Consider the following 24,201-nt stretch of genomic DNA (forward strand, 5'->3'; position numbering starts at 1 on the left):
AGGCGTGGACACGGATCAGGCGTCTGCGACGGCCGGGGTGTAGGCGGATTGGGCGTCTTCGGCGAAGTGGCAGGCGACGGCTTGGCCGCTGGGGATGGCGCGGAGCTGAGGTTCTTCGGTACTGCAGCGGGCTTCGGCGCGAAGGCAGCGGGTGTGGAAGCGGCAGCCGGACGGCGGTGAGACCGGAGAGGGCGGGTCGCCGGCCAGGACAATCCGCTTGCGGCCTTGGCGGGCCAGCCCGGGCTCGGCCGACAGCAGCGCTTGGGTATACGGATGCGCCGGTACGTCGTACACGTCCTGGTGATCGCCGAGTTCCGCGACCCGGCCGAGGTACATGACCGCGACCCGATCGGACACATGCCGTACGACGGACAGGTCGTGCGCAACGAAGATGATGCTCAACCCGAGCTCCCGCTGGAGTCGCATCAACAGGTTCACGACTTGCGCCTGAACGGACAGATCCAGCGCCGAGACCGGCTCGTCGCAGAGCAGCACATCGGGGTTGAGCGCGATCGCCCGTGCGATCCCGATCCGCTGCCGCTGACCGCCCGAGAACTGATGCGGGAACTTGGTCTCGTCCTCAGCTCGCAGGCCGACCAGCTCCAGCAACTCCCGGACCCGGTTCCGGATGTTCAGACCCTTCGAGACATCCGGATGGACCTCCAACGGCTCGGCGATGATCTCGCCGACGCGCATCCGCGGGTTCAGGCTGGAGTACGGGTCCTGGAAGACGACCTGGACGTTCTGCCGCCACTTCCGCAGCTCGCGACCACGCAGCTTGTTGACCTCGACACCGCCGTACAGGAGCTGACCGGACGTCGGCTTCTCCAAAGCGGCCAGCAGCCGGACCAGCGTGGACTTACCGCAGCCGGACTCACCGACGATGCCGAGCGATTCACCCTTGCGCAGCGTCAAGTTCACGCCTTCGACCGCACGGACCAGCACCTTCGACCCGAAGTGCAGCGCCGGGCTGATGTCGTAGTGCTTCACCAGATCCGTTGCCACCAGCAACTCTTCGGCCATCAGACGGCCTCCTTCTCGGCCAGCGTCGTCCGCCGGATGCACGCGGCATCACGGCCGGGAGCCACCGTCAGCAACGGCGGTACGTCGTGCGCGCACTCCTCGATGGCGATCGGGCACCGCGGCCGGAACGCGCACCCGGACGGAATCGATCGCAACGACGGCGGCGTACCGGGGATGGTTGGCAACTCCTGCCCCTTGAGGTCCGCCGACGGCATCGAACCGAGCAGGCCCTCGGTGTACGGATGCACCGGATGATCGAGCGCCGCCGCGGTCGACGCCCGCTCGACGACATGACCGGCGTACATCACCACCACGTTGTCGGCCACGTCTGAAACAACACCGAGGTCGTGAGTGATCAGTACGACGCCCATGTCGCGCTCAGCCTGCAGTTCCGCGATCAGCTCGAGGATCTGCGCCTGCACGGTCACGTCGAGCGCCGTCGTGGGCTCGTCGGCAATCAGTACGTCGGGATCCAGCGCGAGCGCCATCGCCAGCATCACGCGCTGCCGCATCCCGCCGGAGAACTCGTGCGGATAGTCCCGGGCCCGCTTGGCGGCGGCTGGAATCCGCACCTGGTCGAGCATCTCGGCCGCCCTCTTCAGCGCGTCCTTCTTCGACAACCCCCGATGTACGCGATAGCACTCGGCGATCTGCGTCCCGACCGACTGCACCGGATTCAACGCCGACAGCGAGTCCTGGAACACCATGGTGATCCGGTCCCCGACGATCTTGCGCCGCTCCTTCGTCGTCATCGCGATCAAGTCGGCACCGCGATACTCCGCCGTACCGGACACGATCCGCCCCGGCGGCATCTCGAGGATCCCGGTCAGCGCCTGCGTCGACACACTCTTGCCCGACCCCGACTCCCCCAGGATCGCCAGCGTCTCGCCGGCCCGCACCTGCCACGACACCCCGTCCACAGCCCGCACCGGACCACGTGGCGTGTCGAATTCGACGGTCAGGTTGTCGACCTTGAGCAGAACTTCGCCAGTCGCAGTCATCGCATGAGTTTCGGGTCGAGGGCGTCCCTGATGGAGTCGCCGATGATCATGAACGAGATCGTCATCGTGGAGATGAACAACGCCGGCCAGACGAACAAGTGCGGAGTATCCCGGTACGACGCGGCCACGCCGAACTGTGATCCCCACGAAATGGATGGTGGCTGCAGACCGACGCCGAGGAAGGTCAGTGCGGCCTCGAGCCCGACCATGCCGCCGATGCCGAGCGTGGTCATCGCGAGCAGCGGTGCCATCGCGTTCGGGAACACATGTTTGCGCAGAATCCGCACCGGCGGTACGCCGATCGATTTCGCCGCCAGCACGTATTCGCGGTTGCGGACCGAGAAGACCGTTGCCCGCATCAACCGCATGCCGCCCGGCCAGCCGATCAGCAGGATGACACCGACGATGATCCAGATGCTGCGGTTGGGCACCGAGTTCAGGATCACGATCAGTACGACGAGACCCGGGATCGAGAACAGCACATCCGCGGTCCGCGAGATCACCGCGTCGATGGCACCCGGGAAGTATCCGGCGAGCAGACCGAAGGTTCCGGCCAGCACGAAGACGCCGAAGCTCGCGCAGATACTCACGAGCACGGACGGGCGAGCGCCGTACACGACGTTGGCGAAGTAGTCGCAGCCCTGGATGTCGAAGCCGAACGGATGCCCGTCGCTGCGGCCCTGGCGGCTCTTGCCCAGTTCGCAGAAGCGCGGGTCGGCCGAGGTGAAGAGTTTCGGGAACGCCGCCATCGCGAAGAAGCCCAGCAGGATCAAGCTGCAGAGGACGAACTGCGGTTTGCGCAGCAGCGCTCGCAGCAGCTCCCGGTTCGACAGGGTGCGCCCGTCGCCGAGCTCTTGCGCTTCGGCGCTGACCACCGCGGTGACATCAGACATGGCGCACCCTCGGATCCAGGATTCCGTAGAGGAGATCCACGAGCAGGTTGATCAGGATGAACGACAGGAACGCCAGCGTCGACAACAGCACCACGACCCCGCCCTCCTTCAGCTTGATCGCCTGGAACATGAACTGCCCCAGCCCGGGCAGGTTGAAGATGGACTCGGTGATGATCGCGCCGCCGAACATGCCGGCCAGATCGAGGCCGAGGAAGGTCACCACGGGCAGCATCGCGTTCGGCAGGATGTGCCGCCAGAGCACCCGCTGCTCGCCCAGCCCCTTGGCCCGCGCGGTCTTCACGAAGTCGGCGTTGACCGTCTCGACGATCGACGTCCGCATCAGTCGCGCCAGACCGGCGAAGCCGAGCAGCCCGATCACGAGCGACGGCAGCAGGTACGACGTCGGGAAGCCGTCCAGGACACCGGACACCGGGAACCACTTGAGCTGGACACCGAACACGAACTGCGCGGCGAAGAACGCCACCAGCCCCGGGACGGCGAGCAGCACCAGTGTTGCCAGCAGCAACGACCGGTCGATCCAGCCGTTCCGCTTGAACCCGGCGTAGATCCCGAACAGCAGACCGAAGGTCCACTGGAACACGTTGGCCAGCAGTGTGAGCTTCAGCGTCACCGGGATCCGCAGCCGCAACTGGTCGGCGATGTCCGCGCCTGCGAACGTCGTACCGAAGTTGCCGGTGAGGATGTCCTTCATGCTCAGCAGGTACTGGACGATGAAGGGATCGTCGAGGTGGAACTGGGCCCGCTTCGCGGCCAGTACGGCGGCCGGGATCGGCTTGTCACCGGCCAGTTCCCGCAGAGGGTCTCCGGGCATCGCGAAGACGAGCGCGTAGACCCCCAGCGTGACGATCACGCCGATCGGAATCGCCGCCACGACGCGGCGAAGGATGTACCGGATCATCTACTTGAACGTCGCCCAGAGCGCCGAGACGCCGACGAACTTGGAGACCCGCGGCTCGATCTTGTCCGAGTGCAGGGATGCGTTGGACTTGGTGAACGTCGGGATCAGCGGCATGTCCGCGAGCGCGATGTCCTCGGCCTGCTGGTAGAGCTTGATCGCCTTCTCCGGATCCGGCTCCGCGTCACCCTTGGCCAGTACGGCGTCCAGTGCCGGGTTGGCGTAGTGGGCGAAGTTGGCGTCGCCGTTGGACTTGAACATCGGGGTCAGGTAGTCCTCGATCGACGGGTAGTCGTGCCCCCAGCCGCTGAACCGCAGACCGTCGAGCTTGCGCTTGTCGGCCAGCTCGGTGATCTCCGACCCAGTCTTGCCGGTGTACTTCACCTCGACGCCGAGGTTCTGCCGAAGCATGTTTCCGATCGCCTCGGCATTGACCTGGCCGCTCGCGGATGTCGTGCTGTAGTTGATGTTGACCGGCCCGGAGAAGCCGCCGGCCTCGGCGAGCAGCTGCTTGGCCTTGGTCACATCGAAGTCGCAGTACTTGCAGGCGTCGGCGCGGTATCCGTCCATGTCCGGCGACACCAGGGCCTTGGCCGGCACGGACAGCCCGACCAGGTCGGCGAAGGCCTTCCGGTCGATCGCCATCGAGATCGCGTGCCGGATCTTCGGGTTCTTGTAGCGCTCGTCCCAGGCCGGGATCGTCAGGTAGTTGGCGCCGGAGCTGGCGCTGGTCACCCACTTGTCCGGGGCATCGTCCTTGAAGGTCTTCACCTTGGTCGACGGCACGTCGACGAAGTCGAGGTTGCCGGCCAGGAACTCGTTGTACGCCGTGTCCGCGTTCGGGATGAAGCGGTAGGTGATCGCACTGGCCTCCGGCACCAGCGGGCCCTTGTAGCCGTCCCACTTGGCCAGCTTGATGTCGTCACCGGCGTTCCAGTCGGCGGCCAGCTTGAACGGGCCGTTGCCGATCGGCTTGCGCTTGTAGGCGTCCGGGTCCTTGCGGATCTCCTCCGGCAGCGGCGCCAGGCCGAGGTACTGCAGGGTCAGCCCGAACTGCGAGAACGGCACCTTCAGCTTGACCGTGAAGGTCAGGTCGTCGACCTGCTTCAGGCCGCTCAGCGCCTTCACCGAGGTCGGCTTCGGCGTCGCGCCCTCCGGGGTCTCCGGGTTCAGCGCCTCGTAGCCCTCGATCTTGGAGAAGAAGCCGTTGTTCTTCCAGGCCTGCGAGCCCTGGGCGGTCAGGTTCCAGCTGTCCACGTAGTCCTTCGCGGTCAGCGGCTGACCGTTCTGGAACGTGTTGCCCGGGTGCAGCTTGATCGTCCAGGTCTGGCTGGTCTTGTCCGGAGTGACCGAGTCGGCCATCACGTTCAGCAGCTTGCCGCTGTTCGGATCGGTGGTCACCAGCGGGGCGAACATCGCCATCGCGACCTGGATCCCCGGGCTGCCGTTCTCGTTCAGCGGGTTGATGTACTCCAGCGGTTCGGCGGCGATCGCGATCGTCACGCTCTTCGCGCCGTCACCGGAGCCACTGTCCCCGCCGGACTTGCCACCACACGAGGCGAGCACCAGCGAGAGTCCGAGTGCCACCCCCACAACCCCAGTCAGACGTCGCACGGTCGAACCAACTTCCTCGGCACATCGCCGTTCAGCGGGCGGAACATGCGTCATGGTCGCTGGTCGAAACTGCGCATGTCAACGTTGTCAGCCCCGAAAAGCGGCTTGGTAACGCAGGCGTTACCTGACCAAGACCTCAGATGACCCTGGGTGAGCCACGCCGAACCAATCCACATTAGCGGCCTTATCGACCGAAGTCATCAGATGTCAAGCCCTTCTTCCTGACTGATCAGTTTGTGCGCACAAGCGCGCAGGCGGGTCAGTCCTGCTGGGTTGCGAACAGGCGGGCGAAGCGGCCCGCAGGCTCCGCGAGCAGTTGCCGGTAGGTCCCTTGCTGGACGACGGCGCCTTCGTCGATGACGTAGATGCGGTCCATCTCGGTCAGGGTGGACGCGCGGTGTGACACGACGATGGTGATGCGAGCCTCCTTCGTACGGCGGAGGTCGGCGAAGATCTCGCGTTCCGCCTCGGCGTCGATCGCGCTGGTGGGTTCGTCCAGGATCCAGATACCGGCATTGCGCAGCTGGATCCGGGCGAGTGCCACCCGCTGCCACTGCCCACCGGAGATCCCGGTCCCACCCCACTGCTGCCCTAGCTGAGTGTCGAGCGGAAGGTCCGCCGCAAAGGTCCCCGCCAACGCCTTGCATACGGCATCGTCCGATACGGCCTCCGGCGACCCCAGCGCGACCGCATCCCGCAGGGTGAACTCGAACCGGCCGAACTCCTGCACCAGCAACCCAAAATGCCCCAGCCGCTCGGCCTCGCTCATCCCCGCAGCATCACGCCCATCGATCAGAACCCGCCCACTCACCGGATTCAGCCCGCCGACCAGCAAGCTCACCGCTGTCGTTTTGCCCGCCCCGTTCACCCCGACCAACGCGATCATCTCGCCGCGCCTCGCAGTGATCGAAGCACCCGACAACGCGGCCCGCTCAGCCCCCGGATACCGGAAAATAACGTTGTCGAGAGCAACAGACTCAACCACCGGTACGACGCTCTGCGGGGCGCGGGCGGGGACGCTCCGAACGAACTCGCGGTAGATCTGGGCCTGCGGTGCCGCGGTGATGATGGTCCCGAACGCATAGCCACACAAGCGAATCGCGTTCAGCCCGGAGATTGTGCCAGCGATCGCAGCCGCTGCCGCTCCGCCGCTGGCGCCGCCGCTCACCAGCGCGACGAGGGCTGCACCGAACAGCACCGCACCGGCCAGAGCAGCCGCGAGCTCCCATGCCATTGCCACGCCGATCATCCAGTCGAGCACCCGGCTCGCGGCGGTGCGGTGGTTCACGACGAGGTCGGCGACCTTGTGGCCCGAGCCGAGGACGGCCAGTTCGGTACCGGAGCGTTGCTGCAGGAGTTGTTCGGTGGCGTACGCCGCGCGGCGCTCCTGCTCGGCCACCCGTGGCCAGCCGCGTGATTCCATCCGGGAGATCGCGGTGAAGGCGATCACGGTCGGAATCAGCGCACCCAGGACCAGCAGCCCGGAGAGTGGATTGATCGACCAGATCGCCGCGCACAGGACCACTGAGGTCACGCCGGCTCCGAGCACCTGCACCGGCCGCGTCGCGACGCCGCTGATCGGGTCCGTCGCGGCTTGGCCCGCCTCCAGGGCAATGGCGGTGGCGGGTTCGGCCAGGCGACTCGGGCTGAGCCGGGCGGCGGCGTACGCGAGTTCGGAGCGGTAGTGCAGTTTGAGCCAGAGCGTCATTCGCTGACCGGCCGCCATCGTCACTTGGCTCAGCGGATACATCGAGCCGACCACGACGGTCAGCCCGATGAGTAGCCCCCACGGCCGGCGACCGGCGGTCAGGGCATCGACGAGACCCCCGATCAGCACGACCTGCAGTCCGGGAACGGCGGCTTGGATCAGCACCAGGACCGAGCACAGGGTCAGCCAGCCGGGTGAAACCCGAGCAGCGTCGATCAGGGAGTCGCGGGCAGTACGCAACGTCTCGAGCATCGTGATCCTCGCAGAAGACAGGCCGGAGCCGCGCTGCGGAAACAGCGCGGGAACCGTCGGCCGTCAAGTGCTTATGATCTCGTTCAGAGTGAGATCCAGCGGCAGATCACGTGTGACGTGCGGTCGAGATTACAGCGCGAAGGCCGTGGTGTCTTCCTCGAAGGGGCCCATCACGGTCAAAGCAGGCGTGCCGGCGTACAGCTCGGCTGCCAGGGCGGTGACATCGTCGAGGGTGACGGCGTCGATGGAGTTCAGGATCTGGTCGACCGTGGGCAGCTCGCCGTAGACGAGCTCGGCCTTGGCGATCCGGGTCATCTTCGCACCGGTGTCCTCGAGACCCATGACGACCGAGCCACGCATCTGGCCCTTGCCGCGGAGCAGCTCGTCGGGCGTGATCGTGCCGGACGCGATCGACTCGAGCTCGGCGCGCACTACGTCCAGGACCTCGGGCGCCTTCTTCGGCGAGCAGCCGGCGTACACGCCGACCATGCCGGCATCGGCATACGCCGAACCGAAGGTGAAGACCGAGTAGGCCAGACCGCGCTTCTCGCGGACCTCCTGGAACAGCCGGGACGACATCCCGCCGCCGACAATCCCGTTCAGCACACCGGCGGCATACCGGCGGGGGTCGTTGCGGACCAGCCCTGGCAGGCCGAACACCATGTGCGCCTGCTCGACGTCGCGGTGGTGAACCCGACTTCCGCCGTACGTCGGAATGCGGCGGCCCGACGGTCGCCGGACCGGGGCCGGTTCGGCCTCGGTGGTGACCCAGTGCCGCTCGAAGGCCTTACGCACAAGGCGAACGACGTCACCGTGCTCGACGTTGCCGGCGACCGAGACGACGATGTTGGCGGGCTTGTAGCGGCGGCGGTACCAGCCGACGACCTGCTGACGGGTCAGCGCGGCCACCGAATCCGGCGTACCGGTGATGGAGCGGCCGAGCGGGGACGTGCCCCACAGCTGCTCGGCGAACAGATCGTGGATGTGGTCCGACGTCTCGTCGGCGTGCATCGCGATCTCTTCGTCGATGACGTCGCGTTCGCTCTCGACGTCGTCGCTCGTCAGGGTGGCCGAGGTGATCATGTCGCAGATGACGTCGACCGCGAGCGGCAGGTCGGTGTCGAGCACCCGCGCGTAGTAGCAGGTGTACTCCTTGCCGGTGAACGCGTTCATCTCACCGCCGACCGCGTCGATCTCGGCCGAGATCTCCAGGGCGTCGCGACGCTCGGTGCCCTTGAACAGCAGGTGCTCGAGGAAGTGCGTCGCGCCGTTCAGCTGCTCCGGTTCGTCGCGGGAGCCGACGCCGACCCACACACCGAAGGTGACCGAGCGAAAGCCCGGTACGGACTGGGACAGCACACGAAGCCCGGAGGGCAGGACGGTCCGTTTGATCGGACCGCCCGCCTCCGGGCTCAGCAAAGTGCTGGTGATGGCTCTACTCACTCGGCGGAGTCAGCACCCTTGTCGTCGTCGGCCTTGGCGCCGTCTTCACCCTCGACTACCGGGATCAGGGACAGTTTGCCGCGGTCGTCGATCTCGGCGATCTCGACCTGGAGCTTCTGACCGACCGAGAGAACATCCTCGACGGCCTCGACGCGCTTGCCACCGGCCAGGCCACGCAGCTTGCTGATGTGCAGCAGGCCGTCCTTGCCCGGGAGCAGGCTGATGAACGCACCGAAGTTGGTCGTCTTCACGACCGTGCCCAGGTAGCGCTCACCCTTCTCCGGCATCGTCGGGTTCGCGATCGCGTTGATCATCGCGCGCGCGGCCTCGGCCGACGGGCCGTCGGTCGCACCGATGTAGACGGTGCCGTCATCCTCGATGGAGATGTCGGCGCCGGTCTCGTCGGTGATCTGGTTGATCATCTTGCCCTTCGGGCCGATGACCTCTCCGATCTTGTCCACGGGGACCTTGACCGAGATGACCCGCGGCGCGAACTCGCTCATCTCACCCGGGGCGTCGATGGCCTTGGCCATCACGTCGAGGATGGTCAGGCGGGCTTCCTTGGCCTGGGTCAGCGCACCGGCGAGCACGCTGGCCGGGATGCCGTCGAGCTTCGTGTCCAGCTGGAGGGCCGTGACGAAGTCCTTGGTACCGGCGACCTTGAAGTCCATGTCGCCGAACGCGTCCTCGGCGCCGAGGATGTCGGTCAGCGCGACGTACTCGGTCTTGCCCTTGACCTCACCGGAGATGAGGCCCATCGCGATACCGGCGACGGGGGCCTTCAGCGGCACACCGGCGTTCAGCAGCGACAGGGTCGAGGCGCAGACCGAGCCCATCGAGGTGGAGCCGTTCGACCCGAGGGCCTCGGACACCTGACGCAGCGCGTACGGGAAGTCCTCCCGCGACGGCAGCACCGGCACGAGGGCGCGCTCGGCGAGAGCACCGTGGCCGATCTCGCGACGCTTCGGCGAACCGACCCGGCCGGTCTCACCGGTCGAGTACGGCGGGAAGTTGTAGTTGTGCATGTAGCGCTTGCGCGTCTCCGGGGAGAGCGTGTCGAGCTGCTGCTCCATCCGGAGCATGTTCAGCGTGGTGACACCCATGATCTGGGTCTCGCCGCGCTCGAAGATCGCCGAACCGTGGACGCGCGGCAGGACGCCGATCTGCGCCTTCAGGGGGCGGATGTCGGCCAGCCCGCGGCCGTCCATCCGGATCTTGTCCTTGAGGACGCGGTTGCGGACGAGCTTCTTGGTCAGCGAGCGGAAGGCTGCGGACAGCTCCTTCTCACGGCCCTCGAAGTCAGCGGCCAGCTTGGCCACCACGGCGGCCTTGACGGCGTCGGTGGCGTCGTCGCGGTCGTGCTTGCCGGTGATCGCGAGCGCCTCGACCAGCTCCTCGGTCGCGGCCTTCTCGACGGCGGCGAACGCGTCGTCCTGGTAGTCCGGGAAGACCGGGAACTCGCCGGTCGGCTTGGACGCCAGGGCGGCCAGCTCGGACTGCGCGTCGACCAGGGTCTTGATGAAGCCCTTGGCGGCTTCGAGGCCCTCGGCAACGATCTCTTCGGTCGGCGCCTGGGCGCCACCGGCAACCTTGTCGAAGGTGGTCGAGGTGGACTCGGCCTCGACCATCATGATCGCGACGTCACCGGCATCGGTGACGCGACCCGCGACCACCATGTCGAAGACAGCGTCCTCGAGCTCGGTGTGGGTCGGGAACGCGACCCACTGGTTGCCGATCAGGGCAACGCGGACAGCGCCGATCGGGCCCGAGAACGGCAGGCCGGCGATCTGGGTGGACATCGACGCCGCGTTGATCGCGAGCACGTCGTACAGCTTGTCCGGGTTCAGGGCCAGGACCGTGATGACGACCTGGATCTCGTTGCGCAGGCCGGAGACGAACGACGGCCGCAGCGGGCGGTCGATCAGCCGGCAGGTCAGGATGGCCTCTTCCGAGGGCCGTCCCTCGCGACGGAAGAACGAGCCCGGAATGCGACCGGCGGCGTACATCCGCTCTTCGACGTCCACCGTCAGCGGGAAGAAGTCGAACTGGTCCTTGGGCTTCTTGCTCGCCGTGGTGGCCGAGAGCACCATCGTGTCGCCGTCGAGGTAGGCGGCGGCGGAGCCGGCGGCCTGCTGAGCCAGACGGCCCGTCTCGAAGCGGATGGTGCGAGTACCGAAACTGCCGTTGTCGACAACGGCCTCAGAAAATTGTGCGCCGTCCATCGGCGCGTTGGTGGATCCCGACACGGGATACCCCTCTCGTCACAGTGTTGACGACTGCGAGGCGCGAGCTATCGGGTGCCGGTCTTCGATCGAGGCCCGCGGATTCCGTCTGAATCCGAAGGTCACTACCGAGGACCGGGTCCTCCCGCCACGCGCTTCGCGTCGCCTCGTTACGTCTGTATTCAGTTGTGTCCACGCGAACAGCTGTGCGTGGATACGTGAGAAGCGGCCACCCAACCTCGGCGGCCGCTCCTCACGACGTCATCGGCGCAGGCCGAGCCGCTCGATCAGGGACCGGTAGCGGCTGATGTCCTTCTTCGCCAGGTAGTTCAGCAGCCGGCGGCGCTGACCGACGAGCAGCAGCAGGCCACGACGGCTGTGGTGGTCGTGCTTGTGCTCCTTCAGGTGCTCGGTCAGGTGCGCGATCCGGAACGTCAGTAGCGCAACCTGGACCTCGGGAGAACCCGTGTCGCCCTCGGTCAGGGCGTACTCGCCCATGATCTTCTTCTTCGTTGCAGCATCAACAGCTGACACAGAAGTTCCTCTCGATTTCCGTTGCGCGGCGCACCGGGGCTTCGTCACCCGAGCACTCTCGATCCGCGGCCGTCAGACGGCAGCGCCCAGAGTATCAGTCCGTGGACGGGCAGCACTAATTCGCGGTCAGAACCTGACGCGCCCCGTCAACGTCCGCCTTCATCTGAACCAGCAGGTCATCGATGGTTTCGAAGCGGATCTGACTCCCCCGCAACCGGGCCACGAAGTCGATCGCGATCCGGGCGCCGTACAGCTCGAGGTCGTCGCGATCCAGCACATACGACTCCACCCGCCGGTCGACACCGTCGAAGGTCGGGTTGCTGCCGACACTGATTGCCGCGGGCATCGGATCACCGTAGACCGGAGCCCCTGAGGCCGGGGTGAGCACAGTCAGCCACCCGGCGTACACACCATCCTGCGGTACGGCGGCAGTCGGGTCGGCGGGGATGTTCGCGGTCGGGTAGCCGAGCTCACGCCCCCGTTTGTCTCCCTCGATGACCACACCGGTCACCCGCAGCGGGCGTCCCAGCGCCTCAGCAGCGGCCTCTACATGCCCGTCCGCCAGCTCCTGACGCACGTACGTCGACGACCACGGCTGTGCATCGCCCGCCAGGCTCAGACCCTCCACCTGGAACCCGTACGTCGTACCGGCCGCCACGAGCGTGTCGACGTGGCCGGCGGCGCGGTGGCCGAAGCGGAAGTTCTCTCCCACCACGACCGCCTTGGCGTGCAGCGTGCCGACCAGTACGCGCTCGATGAACTCCTCCGCCGGCCAGGCAGCCACGTCCTTGTCGAACGGGAGGATCAGCACGGCGTCCGCGCCGTGCTGGCCGAGGAGCTCCGCCCGCTGAGTGGGCTCACTGAGCATCAGCGGCGCGTGATCCGGCCGCAGCACCCGCATCGGGTGCGGGTCGAAGGTGAGCGCGACCACCGGCAGCCCACCCAGCTCGGCCGCGCGCGCCTTGGCGTGCGCGAGCACCTCCTGGTGACCGCGATGCACTCCGTCGAAGTTGCCGATGGTGACGACCGACGGACCGAACTCCGCGCCCACCTCGTCCAAACCGTGCCAGACCTGCATGATCCCAGGATTCCATGGCTGGCGGACCCTCAGATCACCGGCCCACAATCAGACCGCGCGGGCGATCGCGATCGCTCCGGCCAGCCGCTCCCCGGCCTCGTAGAACATGTACTCCTTGCCGTCCATGGTGCCGAACGACGCTGCGGCGCAACGGCCGTTGTCCGGAGCACCGGCCAGCGGATTGTGGAACACACCGAGGTGGTTGCGCTTGGTGAAGTCGTTGCCGACCTCCGTGATCAGCATCCGTCCGCCGGACCCCTTGTCCTGGTGGTAGATCACGTACGTCGAGTTGTTGCGGTGCACGAGCGTCGGCGCACCGATGTTCTGCGAGCCCACCTCTTCCGGGCGGATCAGCGAGTTGGGTGAGAAGACCCAGGTGCGTCCGTCGACCGACCGGCCCCAGCCGATCGACCGGTGATTCGCCGTGGTGTTGATCATGAAGACCATCACGTACTTCGACCCCTTGGCGGGCAGGTCGTGCTCGAAAACGCGCGCGTACGACGTCTCCGTCGTACCGGCCGGCATCATCGACGTCGACAGGACGACCTTGTCGTAGGTGAAGTGGATGCCGTCCTTGGAACGCGCCAGGCGGGTCGTGGTGTTCTCGCCGTGGAAGTAGAGCCACATCTCCTTGGCCGCCTCGTTCCAGATCACATGCGGCGACGACACGTGGCTGACGTTGTAGTGCGGGCTCCAGTCGCGCGCCACGATCGGGTTGTTCGGGTACTCGATGAACGGTCCCTCGAGGCTGTCGCTGTAGCTCAGGCAGATACCGCCGGGCGCGTCGTGCGGCGCGTAGTACAGGTAGTAGCGGCCGAGCGGGTTCGCGATCCGCCCCGCGGTGCCACGGATGCAGGGGAAGATCACCTCTTTGCGCGCTGGCTCGTACTTGAGCTTGGTCTTGTCGAACGCGGTCCGGACATACCGGTACGTCGGGAATCCGGCGGGCGCGGCACTGGCCGGAGCGGCGCCCAGTAGCGGCAGGCCCAGGCCTGCGCCGGCGGCTCCCAGCAGCACGGTTCGGCGGGAAATCTGCGTCATACGACCACATCCTCGGGGCGGGGGCTGGTGCACCGACCATGGTCGCGGTCGCCGAACCCTGTCAAGATGCTAATACGCATTAGTCGCCGCTCTGAGCGATTTACTGGCGAATCCCGCAGGTCTTGACTTCATTCGAAATCCCCTTGATGCTCCCCTAAAGCGCATTAGCCAGCCAGGAGACGTGAGATGACCACAGAACGCCGAATGCCACGGCAGGCGGATATCGCCCGGATCGCCGGGGTGTCGCAGGCCGCCGTCTCCGTCGTGCTCGGTGGCAAGCAGACGATCCGGATGGCCGAGGAGACCCGGGCCCGGATCCTGGAGGTGGCCGAGGAGCTCGGCTATGTGCCGCATCCGGTCGCCAAGCGGCTCGCACACTCGCGCTCGAACCTGCTCGGCCTCTACACGTTCCGCACCGCGTTCCCCACGAACGAGGCGGACATCTACCACCCGATCCTGTCCGGCGTAGAGGCCGAGGCCGCTTCGCTCGGTCAGGACCTCATCCTGTTCACCGGCACGAGCGGACCGGAAGCCCGTCAGGAGACGGCGATCCGCCGGACCCGGATGGCCGACGGCTGCTTGTTCTTCGGACGGCAGGTGCCGGAGGCTCCGGTGGCCCGGCTGGTCGAGACGGGCTTCCCGCTGGTCTACATCGGTCGCCGACCTGAGCTCGGCGGCCGCATCCCGTACATCGGCGCGGACTACGTCACCGCTTCGGCACAGGTGCTGGAGCGGCTGCTCAGCCTGGGTCACCGCAACATCCGGTACGTCCGGGAGCCTGACGAAGCCCCCTCGTCGGAGGACCGCCTGCTCGGCGTCCTGCAGGCGGCTCCGAGCACCCAGGTCGTCCGGCTCGACGGACCGGACCTGTCCGCCGACGCAGTGCGCTCCTGGCTGGCCGACGGCGTGACCGCGCTAGTCGTCGAAGGCACCGACACCGGTACGGCGTACCGGGCGGTGCGCGCGGCTGTCGATGCGGCCGGGCTGTCGGTGCCGGGTGATCTGTCGCTCGCGGTGCTGGGTGGGCCGCCTGGTGTGAGCGGGTTCGAGGTCCCGATGCAGGAGATGGGGCGGCATGCGGTGCGGCTGCTCATCGAGCTCATTACCGACAAAGCCACGACGCCGCAGCAACTGCTGTGGTGCCCACCTGTAGCCGGCCGTGAGGTCGGACCGCCAAGGAGTACTGAATGACTGAGCTCGACACCGAGATCCTCGTTGTCGGTGGTGGAGTCGGTGGCGTCGCTGCCGCGCTGGCCGCCGCTTCGGCAGGACACCGCGTCGTGCTGACCGAGGAGACCGACTGGGTGGGCGGGCAGTTCACCGCCCAGGCCGTACCGCCGGACGAGAACCCGTGGATCGAGCAGTTCGGCAGCACGTCGTCGTACCGGCGGTTCCGGGAGGGTGTGCGCGACTACTACCGGCGGCACTACCCGCTGCGTGCGGAGGCGGCCGTGCTAGCTGACCTCAATCCAGGGGCAGGCCGGGTGAGCAAGCTGTGCCACGAGCCCCGCGTCGCACTGGCGGTCCTGGAGGCGATGCTGGCGCCACACCGGTCGGCTGGTCGGCTCACAGTCCTGTTGCAGCACAGAGCGGTCGCAGCGGACGTCTCCGGTGACCGGGTCGACGCAGTGACCCTTGAGGGTCCGGACGGCACGCGCACCACGATCAGCGCGACTTACGTGCTCGATGCGACCGAGAACGGCGACCTGCTGCCGCTGACCGGGACCGAGTTCGCAGTCGGCGCCGAGGCGCAGGCCGAGTACGGCGAAGCGCATGCGCCGGAGCAGGCGAACCCAGCGAACCTGCAGGGCATCACCTACTGTTTCGCGCTCTCGCATCATGCCGGGCAGGACCACACCATCGACCGGCCCCGGATGTACGGGTTTTGGCGGGACTACACGCCGGAGTTCTGGCCCGGCCCGCTGCTCGGGTTCCTGGCGCCGGATCCGCGGTCGCTGGAGCCGGTCCCCCGCACCTTCGATCCCAACCCCACTACGGATCCACTAGCGATCAGCGCCGACCAGAGCGCCGACGCCGGTGACAAGGAGCTTTGGGGGTTCCGCCGAATCCTGGCTCGCAAGCTGCATCAGCCGGGCGCGTTCGACTCCGACATCACTCTGGTCAACTGGCCGCTCAACGACTACTGGTTGCGGCCGGCGCTCGAGATCGACGGTGTGACCACTGCGGAGGATGTGGCACTGGCACACGACGAGGCCAAGCAACTGTCCTTGTCACTCCTCTACTGGCTGCAGACCGACGCTCCCCGGCTCGACGGCGGTACCGGCTTCCCGGGGCTGCGGCTGCGCCACGACGTGGTCGGAACGAACGACGGCCTGGCCAAGTCCGCCTATGTGCGGGAGGGCCGCCGGATCAAGGCGCTGACCACGATCGTCGAACAGGACGTCTCGCTCGACATCCTCGGACCGACCGGCCGCAAGCGCCGTGACGATGCGGTGGGCGTCGGCAGCTATCGCCTCGACCTGCACCCCTCGACCGCGGGCGACAACTACGTCGACGTACCGAGTGTGCCGTTCGAGTTGCCGCTGGGCGCGCTACTGCCACGGCGGATGCGGAACCTGCTGCCGGCTGGAAAGAACATCGGTACGACGCACATCACCAACGGTTGCCATCGGCTCCATCCCGTCGAGTGGAACATCGGCGAGGTCGCCGGGCAGCTGGCCGGGTTCGCCCTGCGCACTGGCACCGAACCGCACCACGTGGGCGAGGACCCCGCGGTGTTCGAGGAGTTCGCCCGGGTGCTCGACCGGTCCGGTGTCGAACGACGGTGGCCCGATGTCCGGGGCTACTGACCTTCCCCCTCAACAGGTACTGCTTCGCCCCTGGAGGTGCGGACCATGACAGTCCAGCCAGGTGCCGTGCGGGTCGGGATCGATGTCGGTGGCACGTTCACCGACGCGGTCGCCGTCGACGCACGCACGTTCGAACTGCTCGGCCAGGTCAAGGTGCCGACCAGCCACGACCACGAAGACGGCGTCGCCCACGGCATCCTGGAGGCACTGGAGAAGCTGCGCGCCGACCTGGGCCTCAGCGCAGACGACGTCTCCTTCCTCGCCCACGGCACCACCCAGGCGACGAACGCGCTGCTGGAAGGCGATGTCGCGACGGTCGGCATCGCCGGGGTCGGGACCGGGTTCGACGCCTTCGCGACCAAGCGACTCCGCTCCTTCGCCAAGATGGAGCTGGCGCCGGGGCGCAAGCTGCCCATCCGCTTCGCCGCAGTACGCGATCCGTCGCGGGCAGGAGCTGCGGTCGACGAGCTGGTACGCGCAGGTGCCGAGGTGATCGTCGCGGTCGAGCCTTTCAGCGTGGACGACCCCGCTGGCGAGGACGCCGTCGCGGCTGCCGCCCGAGACCGCGGCGTGCTCGCCACTGCCACGCACGAGATCACCGGTCTCTACGGACTCAGCAAGAGAGCCCGTACGGCGGTTCTGAACGCCGGAATCATGCCCCGGATGGTGTCGACCGCAGATCTGGTCGAGAGCAGTGTCCGGCGAGCAGGTATCACCGCAGCGCTGATGGTCGTCCGTGGCGACGGCGGTGTGATGTCACTAGCGGAGATGCGCCGCAGGCCGTTGCTGACCGCGCTGTCCGGGCCGGCTGCGGGAGTAGCTGGTGCGCTGATGGCGGAGCGGCTCAGCGAAGGCCTGTTCCTGGAGACGGGTGGTACGTCCACCGACATCAGCGTGGTCCGCCGCGGCCGGGTGCTGGTGCGGCACGCACACCTCGGCGGGCATGAGACCTACCTGCCCGCACTCGACGTCCGGACGGTCGGCATCGGCGGCGGTTCGTTGATCAGGTTCTCCGGTAAGGCAATCACCGAGGTGGGTCCGCGCAGCGCGCACATCGCCGGACTGCCCTACGCCTGCTTCGCACCGGCCGCAGTCTGGTCGGGAGCCAAGCTGATCACTGTTTCGCCGCGGCCTGGTGACCCGGCGGACTACGTGGCGATCGAGACCACGGACGGCACTCGGTACGCCCTGACACTGACCTGCGCCGCCAACGCGCTTGGCGTCGTACCAGCTGACAGCTACGCCTACGCCAACCCGGAGGCCGCGCAGGCTGCGATGCAGCCGCTCGCTGCCGCGCTCGGACTGTCGGTGGAAGCAGCAGCGCGGGCAGTACTGCGTCAGGCGGTGAAGCCGGTGCGGGCAGTGGTCGACCAGCTTGTTCAGGAGTACCGGCTCGACCACCCGACGCTGGTCGGCGGTGGGGGCGGCGCAGCGGCCGTCACACCGTTCCTGGGCGCCGAGACCGGCCACGACTGGCGGATCGCCGCACATGCTGAGGTGATCAGCCCACTCGGCGCCGCGCTGGCGCTGGTCCGGGAGTCGGTCGAGCGGATCGTGCCGAGCCCATCGAACGCAGACATCCTGGCCACCCGTGCCCAGGCCGAGGCAGCCGTGGTCGCGCAGGGCGCTGACCCGGCGGGAGTCGAGGTGGACGTCACTGTCGACCCACAGCGCAACCTGATCCGCGCCGTCGCGACCGGTGCCACAGAACTTCGTACTAAGGATCGGTCCGCCAGTCTCGACCCTGTTGAACTGTGCTCCGAGGTCGCACGCAGCATCGGCGTCGATCCCAGCGAAGTGCGCGAGCTCGCGACCACACCGCAGTACGGCGTGTTCGGCGCCACGAAGCGTCGCCGCTTCGCTAGGCCAGTCACGCGCCTGCGAGTAGTCGACGGCGAGGGCGTGATTCGCCTGCACAGCAACGGCGCAGTGGTCGAGACAGTCGACGCCGGTACGGCGCCCGCGCGTCTGGCCGCCCTGACCGATCAGCACACCCGGTACGGCGACGGTGGCGCACGCATCCCCGCGGTGTGGCTACTGGTCGGCCCCAAGATCGCTGACCTGTCCGGAGTGCTCGACCGGGACCAGCTGATCGCTCTGGCCGGTGCCGAGCTGAAGACCCGAGCCGACGACGAGCCGGTCGTCCTGATCCTGGAGGACCGCGGATGAACGACCTGGAGCTGGCAGTCGAGCTACTGCGCGACACACCCACTCATGAGAACCGCACCGGCGAGCAACTGCGCTCCTGGGCCCAGACAGCCCTCGAGTACGGCGATGAGCTGGCCGACACGGACATGCCTGTCGACATCCAGGTGGTCGAGCGTGAGGGCGGCGTACGGAAGGGTGAGCTGCTGCTGGCGGAACACCAGCGCGGCACCGTCATCGTCTACACGGATGCGTTGCGCCGTACCGAAGAGGTGGCGCGCGAACGAGGGTGGGCGGTCACTCGCGAGTCCCTGCGTCGCGCAGCCGTTGCCCACGAGGTGGCGCATCACCAGCTCGACGTCCGCGAGCTGAACCGGCGCCTCGGCCACACCGCACGACTCGGCCCGTTCCGGCTGCGCGGACATGTGGCCGGCGCTGACGAGATCGCCGCCCACCGCTTCGCCCACCGTCGCAGCGGCCTGGCTGTCAGCCCCCTGCTGCTCACCGCCGCCCTCGCGGGAAGGAACTGATCATGGGGATCGCGATCCTGATTCTGATGGCCGTCGGCGTCCTGCTGATGCTCACCCGCATCCTGCCGACCGCCTTCGCGCTGGCCGGGCTCGCCCTGGGCATCGCGCTGATCTCTGGCGCGCCGCTGACCGGCGCGAAGGACAGCATCCTGACCGGCGTGCTGCAGAACGGCGCTGTCACGCTCGCGGCGACAATGATCGCCGTACTGCTCGGCTCCTGGCTTGGCACGTTGCTCGACCAGACCGGCATCGGCGGCACGCTCGTCCGCAAGATCGTGGAGTTCGGCGGCGAGCGCCCCGCTGTCGTGGCGCTCGGTGTCTTCGCGGTGTCGATCCTGTGCGGAAGCATCACCGGCTCGGCGCCGGCCGCGATGCTCGCCGGGGTCGTCGGCATCCCGGCAATGATCGCGGTCGGGCTGCGTCCGGTCGCGGCGGCCGGGACAGTCCTGATGGGGATCTCGGCCGGGTCGCCGCTGGAGTTGCCGGTGTGGCAGTTCATGTCCGACGCGCTCGGTGCACCGGTCTCAGAGGTACGGACCGTCATGATCAGGCTGTTCCCGATCGCATTCGTGGTCGGGATCGCCTACGTCCTCGTCCAGACGCGGCGGGGTGCGCGGCACGCATGGGCGGTGCAGCTGGATCGGCCGAAGGCACGCGTCCGCCGTGGCGACGCGCCCTGGTACGCGCTGGCCACCCCGCTCGTGCCGATCGTGCTCGCGCTGGGATTCACGGTTCCAATCGTGCCGTCGCTGCTCGCCGGAGTGGTCTATGCGCTGGTCACCACGACGAGATGGGGCGACCTGAACGAGCGGGCGCTTCGCTCGCTGTACAAGGGATTCGAGGTCGCGGCCCCACCGATCGCGTTGTTCGTGGCGATCGGGATGCTGCTGGCGGCGGTCAAGCTGCCGGGAGCCAAGACCGCCCTCACTCCGATCGTGGCGGCGATCAGCCCGTCCAGCCCGATCTTCTTCGTCATCGTGTTCGCCGCGCTGGTGCCGCTGTGCCTGTTCCGGGGTCCGCTCAACGTCTTCGGCCTCGGCGCCGGAGTGGCCGGCGTACTGGTGACCGGTGGCATCTACCCGATGACCGCAGTCGTCGGGCTGATGGCGTCGTACAACCAGGTCTTCGGCGTCTCCGACCCGACGAGCACACAGACGGTATGGGCGGCTCAGTACGCCGGGGTGCGGCCGGAGCGGTCGATGCTCTCAACGCTGCCGTTCACCTGGGTGGTCGGACTGGGCGGGATGGTGCTGACCGCGGTTCTCTACCTCTGATTGATCCTGGTCACCCCTTGTAATCGGCGCGTCACTCAACTTACTGTGGGCGGCGTTGCCGACTCTGGGGAGACCACGTGAGATTTCACCGCGCGATCGCGGTAGTCACCGGGACGCTGATGACGGCGGCGCTGACCGTCGCCGCAGCGGCTCCGGCCGGTGCCGTTGGGCACCGCTACCGCGAGTACGTCGCTCTCGGTGACTCCTACACCTCGGCGCCCTTCGTGCCGATCCCGGACCTGCTGTCGCTCGGCTGCGCCCGCTCGTACAGCAACTACCCGAAGATGGTCGCGGCCGCGCTCGACGTCGGCTGGCTCCGCGATGTCAGCTGCGGCGGCGCAGACACCACGAACATGCTGAACCCGCAGAGCACAGCCCTCGGTACGGCGGCGCCGCAGTTCGACGCGCTGACCTCGCAGACCGACCTGGTCACGCTCGGGATCGGCGGCAACGACTTCGGGGTGTTCGGCTCGATCGTCGGCACCTGCCCGGGGCTGCGCGCCTCGGACCCGGCCGGCGCACCGTGCAAGGAACACTTCACCGTCGACGGCGTGGACACACTGAAGGCGAACCTCGTGAAGACCGAGGCGCGGATCAAGACCGTTGTCCAGGGCATCAAACAGCGGTCGCCGCACGCGAAGATCGTGCTGGTCGGCTACCCGAAGATCGCGCCCCAGCACGGCACCTGCCCGGACATCCTGCCGTTCGCCGACGGCGACTACGCCTACCTGTACTCGATCGAGCAGGCGCTCAACGCGGCCGTGTCGAACGCCGCTGCCGCGACCGGAGCGACGTACGTCGACACCTTCGGACCGTCGACGGGTCACGACGCCTGTGCGCCGGACGGCGTCGCGTGGATCCAGGGCAAGGACCTCAACCTGCTCCGCGCGGCCAACTACCACCCGCGCTACGAAGGCCAGGCCGGCGTCGCCTCCCTCACCGTCAAGAAGCTGACCGGCAAGCCCGCGACCGTCACCGCGACCGAGCAGGCCGGGTGGGCCGCCAAGGGCCGCGAGCTGACCAAGCAGGCAGCCACCTCACCGGCCGTCAAGGCCGCCAATGACCGCGTACGGACCAGCGCGCAACGCTGACCCTTTCCAATCCGTACTGCGGCCCCCGGGTCGAGCCACCTCACGCATGGCTCGGCCCGGTGGTGTTTTACGGCAGCTGAGCTAAGAGCTCAGTGAGGGCTCGGCCGAGCGGCAGGTTGATGCGGTGCAGCGCATACGGGTCGCCGCGGGTGATGCCCTGGTTGACGATCAGAACCGGCGTACCGGCTTTGGCTGCGTGCCGGACGAAGCGGAAGCCGGACATGACGGTCAGGGACGACCCCAGGACCAGTACGGCGGTGGCTGCGTCGATCAGGTGGTAGCAGCGCTCCACGCGGGGCTTGGGGACGTTCTCACCGAAGAAGACCACGTCGGGCTTGAGCACTCCCCCGCACACCGTGCAGGGGACCACTGTGAAGTGCTGGACGACGTCGTCGGGCAGGTCGACGTCACCGTCGGGGTTGATCCGGGTCGCCTCGGCCTCGAAGTCCCGGTTGGCCTCGCGGAGCCGGGTGTCGAGGGTCTCGCGCGCAGACGTCGTACCGCAGTCGAGGCAGATGACGCGGTCGAGGTTCCCGTGCAGCTCGATGACGTCCTTGGTCCCGGCGGCGGTGTGGAGGCCGTCGACGTTCTGCGTGATGACACCGCTCAGGTAGCCACGGGCTTGGAGAGCGGCGACCGCGCGGTGGCCGTCGTTCGGGTGAGCGCGGGCGATCGTGCGCCAGCCGAGGTGGCTGCGCGCCCAGTAGCGCTGACGGCCCGATTCGCTGCTCGCGAAGTCGTCGTACGTCATCGGGGTGTGCGTCCGCAGACTCCCGGTCTCACCGCGGTAGTCCGGGATGCCGGACTCGGTGGACAGCCCGGCACCACTCAGTACGACGGTATTGCGGCCGCTGACGATCTCGGCGATCGGCCCGAGGTCCGTCGTACCGGGCTCGAGCGCGAGAACGTCGGGGCCGGGGGCCCACTGCAAAGTCGGACGGGAACGCACGCGTCCAGGGTAACTACCGACGCACACCAAGGGTGGCGATCAGGTCTTCGTGGAGCTCGAACCAGACCCGGTGGGCGGTCTCAACGTCCTTCGCTTGAGTGAACCGGGTGTCGTAGCCAGCGAAGCGCGGTAGGACTGCAGTCAGCCTCGCAACCAGCGGAATGAGCTCCCGGCCGATCGCTGCGAGCTCGCCGACCACCTGCTCGTCCCACACAGGGTCTGTGTGGTCGTTGACGGCCAGTAGGTCGGTAGTGGTCGGGCGGAGCTGCCAGTTGGTGCAGGCAGCCTGCAGGCGGCCGTTGAGGGGCAGGAAGTCCTCGTAGACGTCCTTTACGACCGGTGGGCGCTCCACTGCGAGCTGCCGCTCGTTCTCGGCCCGGCCGGACTCTGTGAGCGACCAGCCTTCGAGCCCAGCGAACTCGCTCCAGCTGACCCAGCCGGAGGCCTGGTAGTCGAGCAGGAGCTCATGTGTCAGCGTCGGGTCGAGTTCGAACCGCGCTGCGATGGCCGCCTCGTCACCGAAGCCCAGGAGCCGAACTGCGTGCAGAACGAGGAGTTCCGGCGTACTCATGGCTGACGCGCAGTCAGCCGGTCGAGGCGCTGCTGACACGCCTGCGGTGAGTTGAGGCCGAGCGCGCGGGCCATCTCGGCCCAGGTCAGCCCCAGACCACGCGCAGCGAACATCAGGCCGGTCTCCAGCTGATCGAGCTCCGCCCGGGCCGCCGGCAGCAACTGCAGCGCAGCGAGCGCAGCGTCCCGATCACCGTCCGAGTGCAGGAAGAACTGCAGCAGATCCACCGCGGACGGCGGGACCGGCGCCGGCTGCCACGGCCGCCGGCCGAGCTGATCCGCACCTCGAGCCAACAGCTCGCGGCGCGCGTCAGCCTCCTGCTGGGCCTGCACCTGATCGTTGCTTTGCATCCCCGAACAGTGGATCATCAACATTCTGTTGTCAATATTTTGTTGAAGGAGGGCTGTGATCAGGCTCGAGTCGGCCGGACCCGAGTGCGGCAGCAAGGCCGCAACACTCGGCACGCTGCTGCGTGCAGGCTTTCCGGTGCCGCCCGGCACCGTCATTCCGCCCGGGGCTGCGGTGGATCTACCTGACGGCCTGTACGCCGTTCGCTCGTCCGCCTCGGGTGAGGATACGGCGGGTCGTTCCGCGGCCGGTGTGTACGACTCGTTCCTCGGGGTTCGTCGTTCCGAGGTGGCGGATCGGGTTGCGGCTGTCCGGGCATCGCTGTGGTCAGCACGCGCGGCCGACTATCGCCGTACCGGTGAACGAATGTCGGTGATCGTGCAGCGGCACGTCGAGGCGGATGTGTCCGGGGTGCTCTTCACCGGATCACCAAGCCACATCGAAGCCTCGTGGGGACTCGGCGAGAGTGTGGTCAGCGGCCTCGTCACCCCCGACGCCTTTATCGTTGCCGATGGCAACGTCCTCGAACGCCGCCTCGGCGCCAAGACCACGCGAGTCGATCGCACCACCACGTCGCCGGTCACCGCAGCGGGCCAGTCCGCCTATTGCCTCACCGACTCGCAATTGGCACGACTGTGGCAATTGGGCGTCGCCGTCGAGCAACTGCTCGGCGCACCCCAAGACATCGAATTCGCCTTCGAAGGCGATCGCCTGTGGCTCCTCCAAGCCCGCCCCATCACCGTCCCCCTGCGCGGCAC

The 24,201-nt window shown here is 67.6% G+C and carries 21 protein-coding genes; 7 read left to right on the forward strand and 14 right to left on the reverse strand.

Going from position 1 to position 24,201, the window contains the following annotated elements; translation table 11 throughout:
* Positions 1 to 15 precede the first annotated feature (15 nt).
* The 11 genes from E1263_RS13935 to E1263_RS13985 all read right to left on the reverse strand — a co-directional run bounded on the left by E1263_RS13935 (position 16) and on the right by E1263_RS13985 (position 13,725).
* The gene (locus E1263_RS13935) at positions 16 to 1,023 is read right to left on the reverse strand and encodes an ABC transporter ATP-binding protein (protein ID WP_132167703.1); all 1,008 of its coding nucleotides are present in this window, start codon (positions 1,021 to 1,023) and stop codon (positions 16 to 18) included.
* Positions 1,023 to 2,024: an ABC transporter ATP-binding protein gene (locus E1263_RS13940; protein ID WP_132167704.1), complete on the reverse strand. Its 1,002-nt coding sequence runs from the start codon at positions 2,022 to 2,024 to the stop codon at positions 1,023 to 1,025. Before E1263_RS13940 ends, E1263_RS13935 begins: the two co-directional genes overlap by 1 nt.
* Positions 2,021 to 2,917 carry an ABC transporter permease gene (locus E1263_RS13945; protein WP_132167705.1) on the reverse strand — a complete coding sequence of 299 codons (897 nt, stop codon included), beginning with the start codon at positions 2,915 to 2,917 and terminating at the stop codon, positions 2,021 to 2,023. Before E1263_RS13945 ends, E1263_RS13940 begins: the two co-directional genes overlap by 4 nt.
* Positions 2,910 to 3,836, reverse strand: coding sequence for an ABC transporter permease (locus E1263_RS13950; RefSeq protein WP_132167706.1), 927 nt, complete (start codon positions 3,834 to 3,836; stop codon positions 2,910 to 2,912). Before E1263_RS13950 ends, E1263_RS13945 begins: the two co-directional genes overlap by 8 nt.
* Positions 3,837 to 5,420 (reverse strand): peptide ABC transporter substrate-binding protein, encoded by a 1,584-nt coding sequence (locus tag E1263_RS13955; protein WP_238161232.1) that lies wholly within the window; start codon positions 5,418 to 5,420, stop codon positions 3,837 to 3,839.
* Between the two features lie 286 nt (positions 5,421 to 5,706).
* On the reverse strand, positions 5,707 to 7,407 hold the full coding sequence (locus tag E1263_RS13960) for an ATP-binding cassette domain-containing protein (protein WP_132167708.1): 1,701 nt from the start codon (positions 7,405 to 7,407) through the stop codon (positions 5,707 to 5,709).
* A 129-nt stretch (positions 7,408 to 7,536) separates the two neighbouring features.
* The gene (locus E1263_RS13965) at positions 7,537 to 8,850 is read right to left on the reverse strand and encodes a M16 family metallopeptidase (RefSeq protein WP_132167709.1); all 1,314 of its coding nucleotides are present in this window, start codon (positions 8,848 to 8,850) and stop codon (positions 7,537 to 7,539) included.
* A complete protein-coding gene (locus E1263_RS13970; RefSeq protein ID WP_132167723.1) occupies positions 8,847 to 11,072 on the reverse strand; it encodes a polyribonucleotide nucleotidyltransferase in 2,226 nt (741 codons plus the stop codon). The genes E1263_RS13965 and E1263_RS13970 overlap by 4 nt, the downstream gene beginning before the upstream one ends.
* A gap of 261 nt (positions 11,073 to 11,333) precedes the next feature.
* Complete coding sequence (rpsO, locus tag E1263_RS13975; protein WP_132167710.1) at positions 11,334 to 11,606, reverse strand: 30S ribosomal protein S15; 273 nt, start codon at positions 11,604 to 11,606, stop codon at positions 11,334 to 11,336.
* A 115-nt stretch (positions 11,607 to 11,721) separates the two neighbouring features.
* On the reverse strand, positions 11,722 to 12,684 hold the full coding sequence (locus tag E1263_RS13980) for a bifunctional riboflavin kinase/FAD synthetase (protein WP_132167711.1): 963 nt from the start codon (positions 12,682 to 12,684) through the stop codon (positions 11,722 to 11,724).
* Positions 12,685 to 12,732: 48 nt separating this feature from the next.
* Entirely contained in the window at positions 12,733 to 13,725 is a 993-nt protein-coding gene (locus E1263_RS13985) for a glycoside hydrolase family protein (RefSeq protein ID WP_132167712.1), read from the reverse strand.
* A 186-nt stretch (positions 13,726 to 13,911) separates the two neighbouring features.
* Here E1263_RS13985 and E1263_RS13990 point away from each other — a divergent pair, with 186 nt between their 5' ends.
* The 6 genes from E1263_RS13990 to E1263_RS14015 all read left to right on the forward strand — a co-directional run bounded on the left by E1263_RS13990 (position 13,912) and on the right by E1263_RS14015 (position 21,575).
* Positions 13,912 to 14,916: a LacI family DNA-binding transcriptional regulator gene (locus tag E1263_RS13990; protein ID WP_202868870.1), complete on the forward strand. Its 1,005-nt coding sequence runs from the start codon at positions 13,912 to 13,914 to the stop codon at positions 14,914 to 14,916.
* Positions 14,913 to 16,535 carry an FAD-dependent oxidoreductase gene (locus E1263_RS13995; RefSeq protein WP_132167713.1) on the forward strand — a complete coding sequence of 541 codons (1,623 nt, stop codon included), beginning with the start codon at positions 14,913 to 14,915 and terminating at the stop codon, positions 16,533 to 16,535. Before E1263_RS13990 ends, E1263_RS13995 begins: the two co-directional genes overlap by 4 nt.
* A 45-nt stretch (positions 16,536 to 16,580) precedes the next feature.
* Positions 16,581 to 18,704, forward strand: a complete 2,124-nt coding sequence (locus E1263_RS14000; RefSeq protein ID WP_132167714.1) for a hydantoinase/oxoprolinase family protein — start codon at positions 16,581 to 16,583, stop codon at positions 18,702 to 18,704.
* On the forward strand, positions 18,701 to 19,210 hold the full coding sequence (locus E1263_RS14005; RefSeq protein WP_132167715.1) for a hypothetical protein: 510 nt from the start codon (positions 18,701 to 18,703) through the stop codon (positions 19,208 to 19,210). The genes E1263_RS14000 and E1263_RS14005 overlap by 4 nt, the downstream gene beginning before the upstream one ends.
* Before the next feature lie 2 nt (positions 19,211 to 19,212).
* Complete coding sequence (locus E1263_RS14010) at positions 19,213 to 20,484, forward strand: TRAP transporter large permease (protein ID WP_132167716.1); 1,272 nt, start codon at positions 19,213 to 19,215, stop codon at positions 20,482 to 20,484.
* A gap of 77 nt (positions 20,485 to 20,561) precedes the next feature.
* Positions 20,562 to 21,575: an SGNH/GDSL hydrolase family protein gene (locus E1263_RS14015; RefSeq protein WP_238161233.1), complete on the forward strand. Its 1,014-nt coding sequence runs from the start codon at positions 20,562 to 20,564 to the stop codon at positions 21,573 to 21,575.
* Positions 21,576 to 21,642: 67 nt separating this feature from the next.
* On the opposite strand, the gene E1263_RS14020 is transcribed toward E1263_RS14015, so the two are convergent.
* The 3 genes from E1263_RS14020 to E1263_RS14030 are packed head-to-tail and all read right to left on the reverse strand — an operon-like array spanning position 21,643 to position 23,445.
* The gene (locus E1263_RS14020) at positions 21,643 to 22,524 is read right to left on the reverse strand and encodes an NAD-dependent protein deacetylase (protein WP_132167717.1); all 882 of its coding nucleotides are present in this window, start codon (positions 22,522 to 22,524) and stop codon (positions 21,643 to 21,645) included.
* Positions 22,525 to 22,537: 13 nt separating this feature from the next.
* Entirely contained in the window at positions 22,538 to 23,095 is a 558-nt protein-coding gene (locus tag E1263_RS14025) for a transcriptional regulator (protein ID WP_132167718.1), read from the reverse strand.
* Positions 23,092 to 23,445, reverse strand: coding sequence for a hypothetical protein (locus E1263_RS14030; RefSeq protein WP_238161234.1), 354 nt, complete (start codon positions 23,443 to 23,445; stop codon positions 23,092 to 23,094). Before E1263_RS14030 ends, E1263_RS14025 begins: the two co-directional genes overlap by 4 nt.
* 55 nt (positions 23,446 to 23,500) lie before the next feature.
* Between E1263_RS14030 and E1263_RS14035 the strand changes: the two genes are divergently transcribed.
* On the forward strand, positions 23,501 to 24,201 hold a 701-nt coding region (locus tag E1263_RS14035; protein WP_272949666.1), incomplete at its 3' end, for a PEP/pyruvate-binding domain-containing protein.

The organism is Kribbella antibiotica (assembly GCF_004349055.1).
Lineage (GTDB): Bacteria > Actinomycetota > Actinomycetes > Propionibacteriales > Kribbellaceae > Kribbella > Kribbella antibiotica.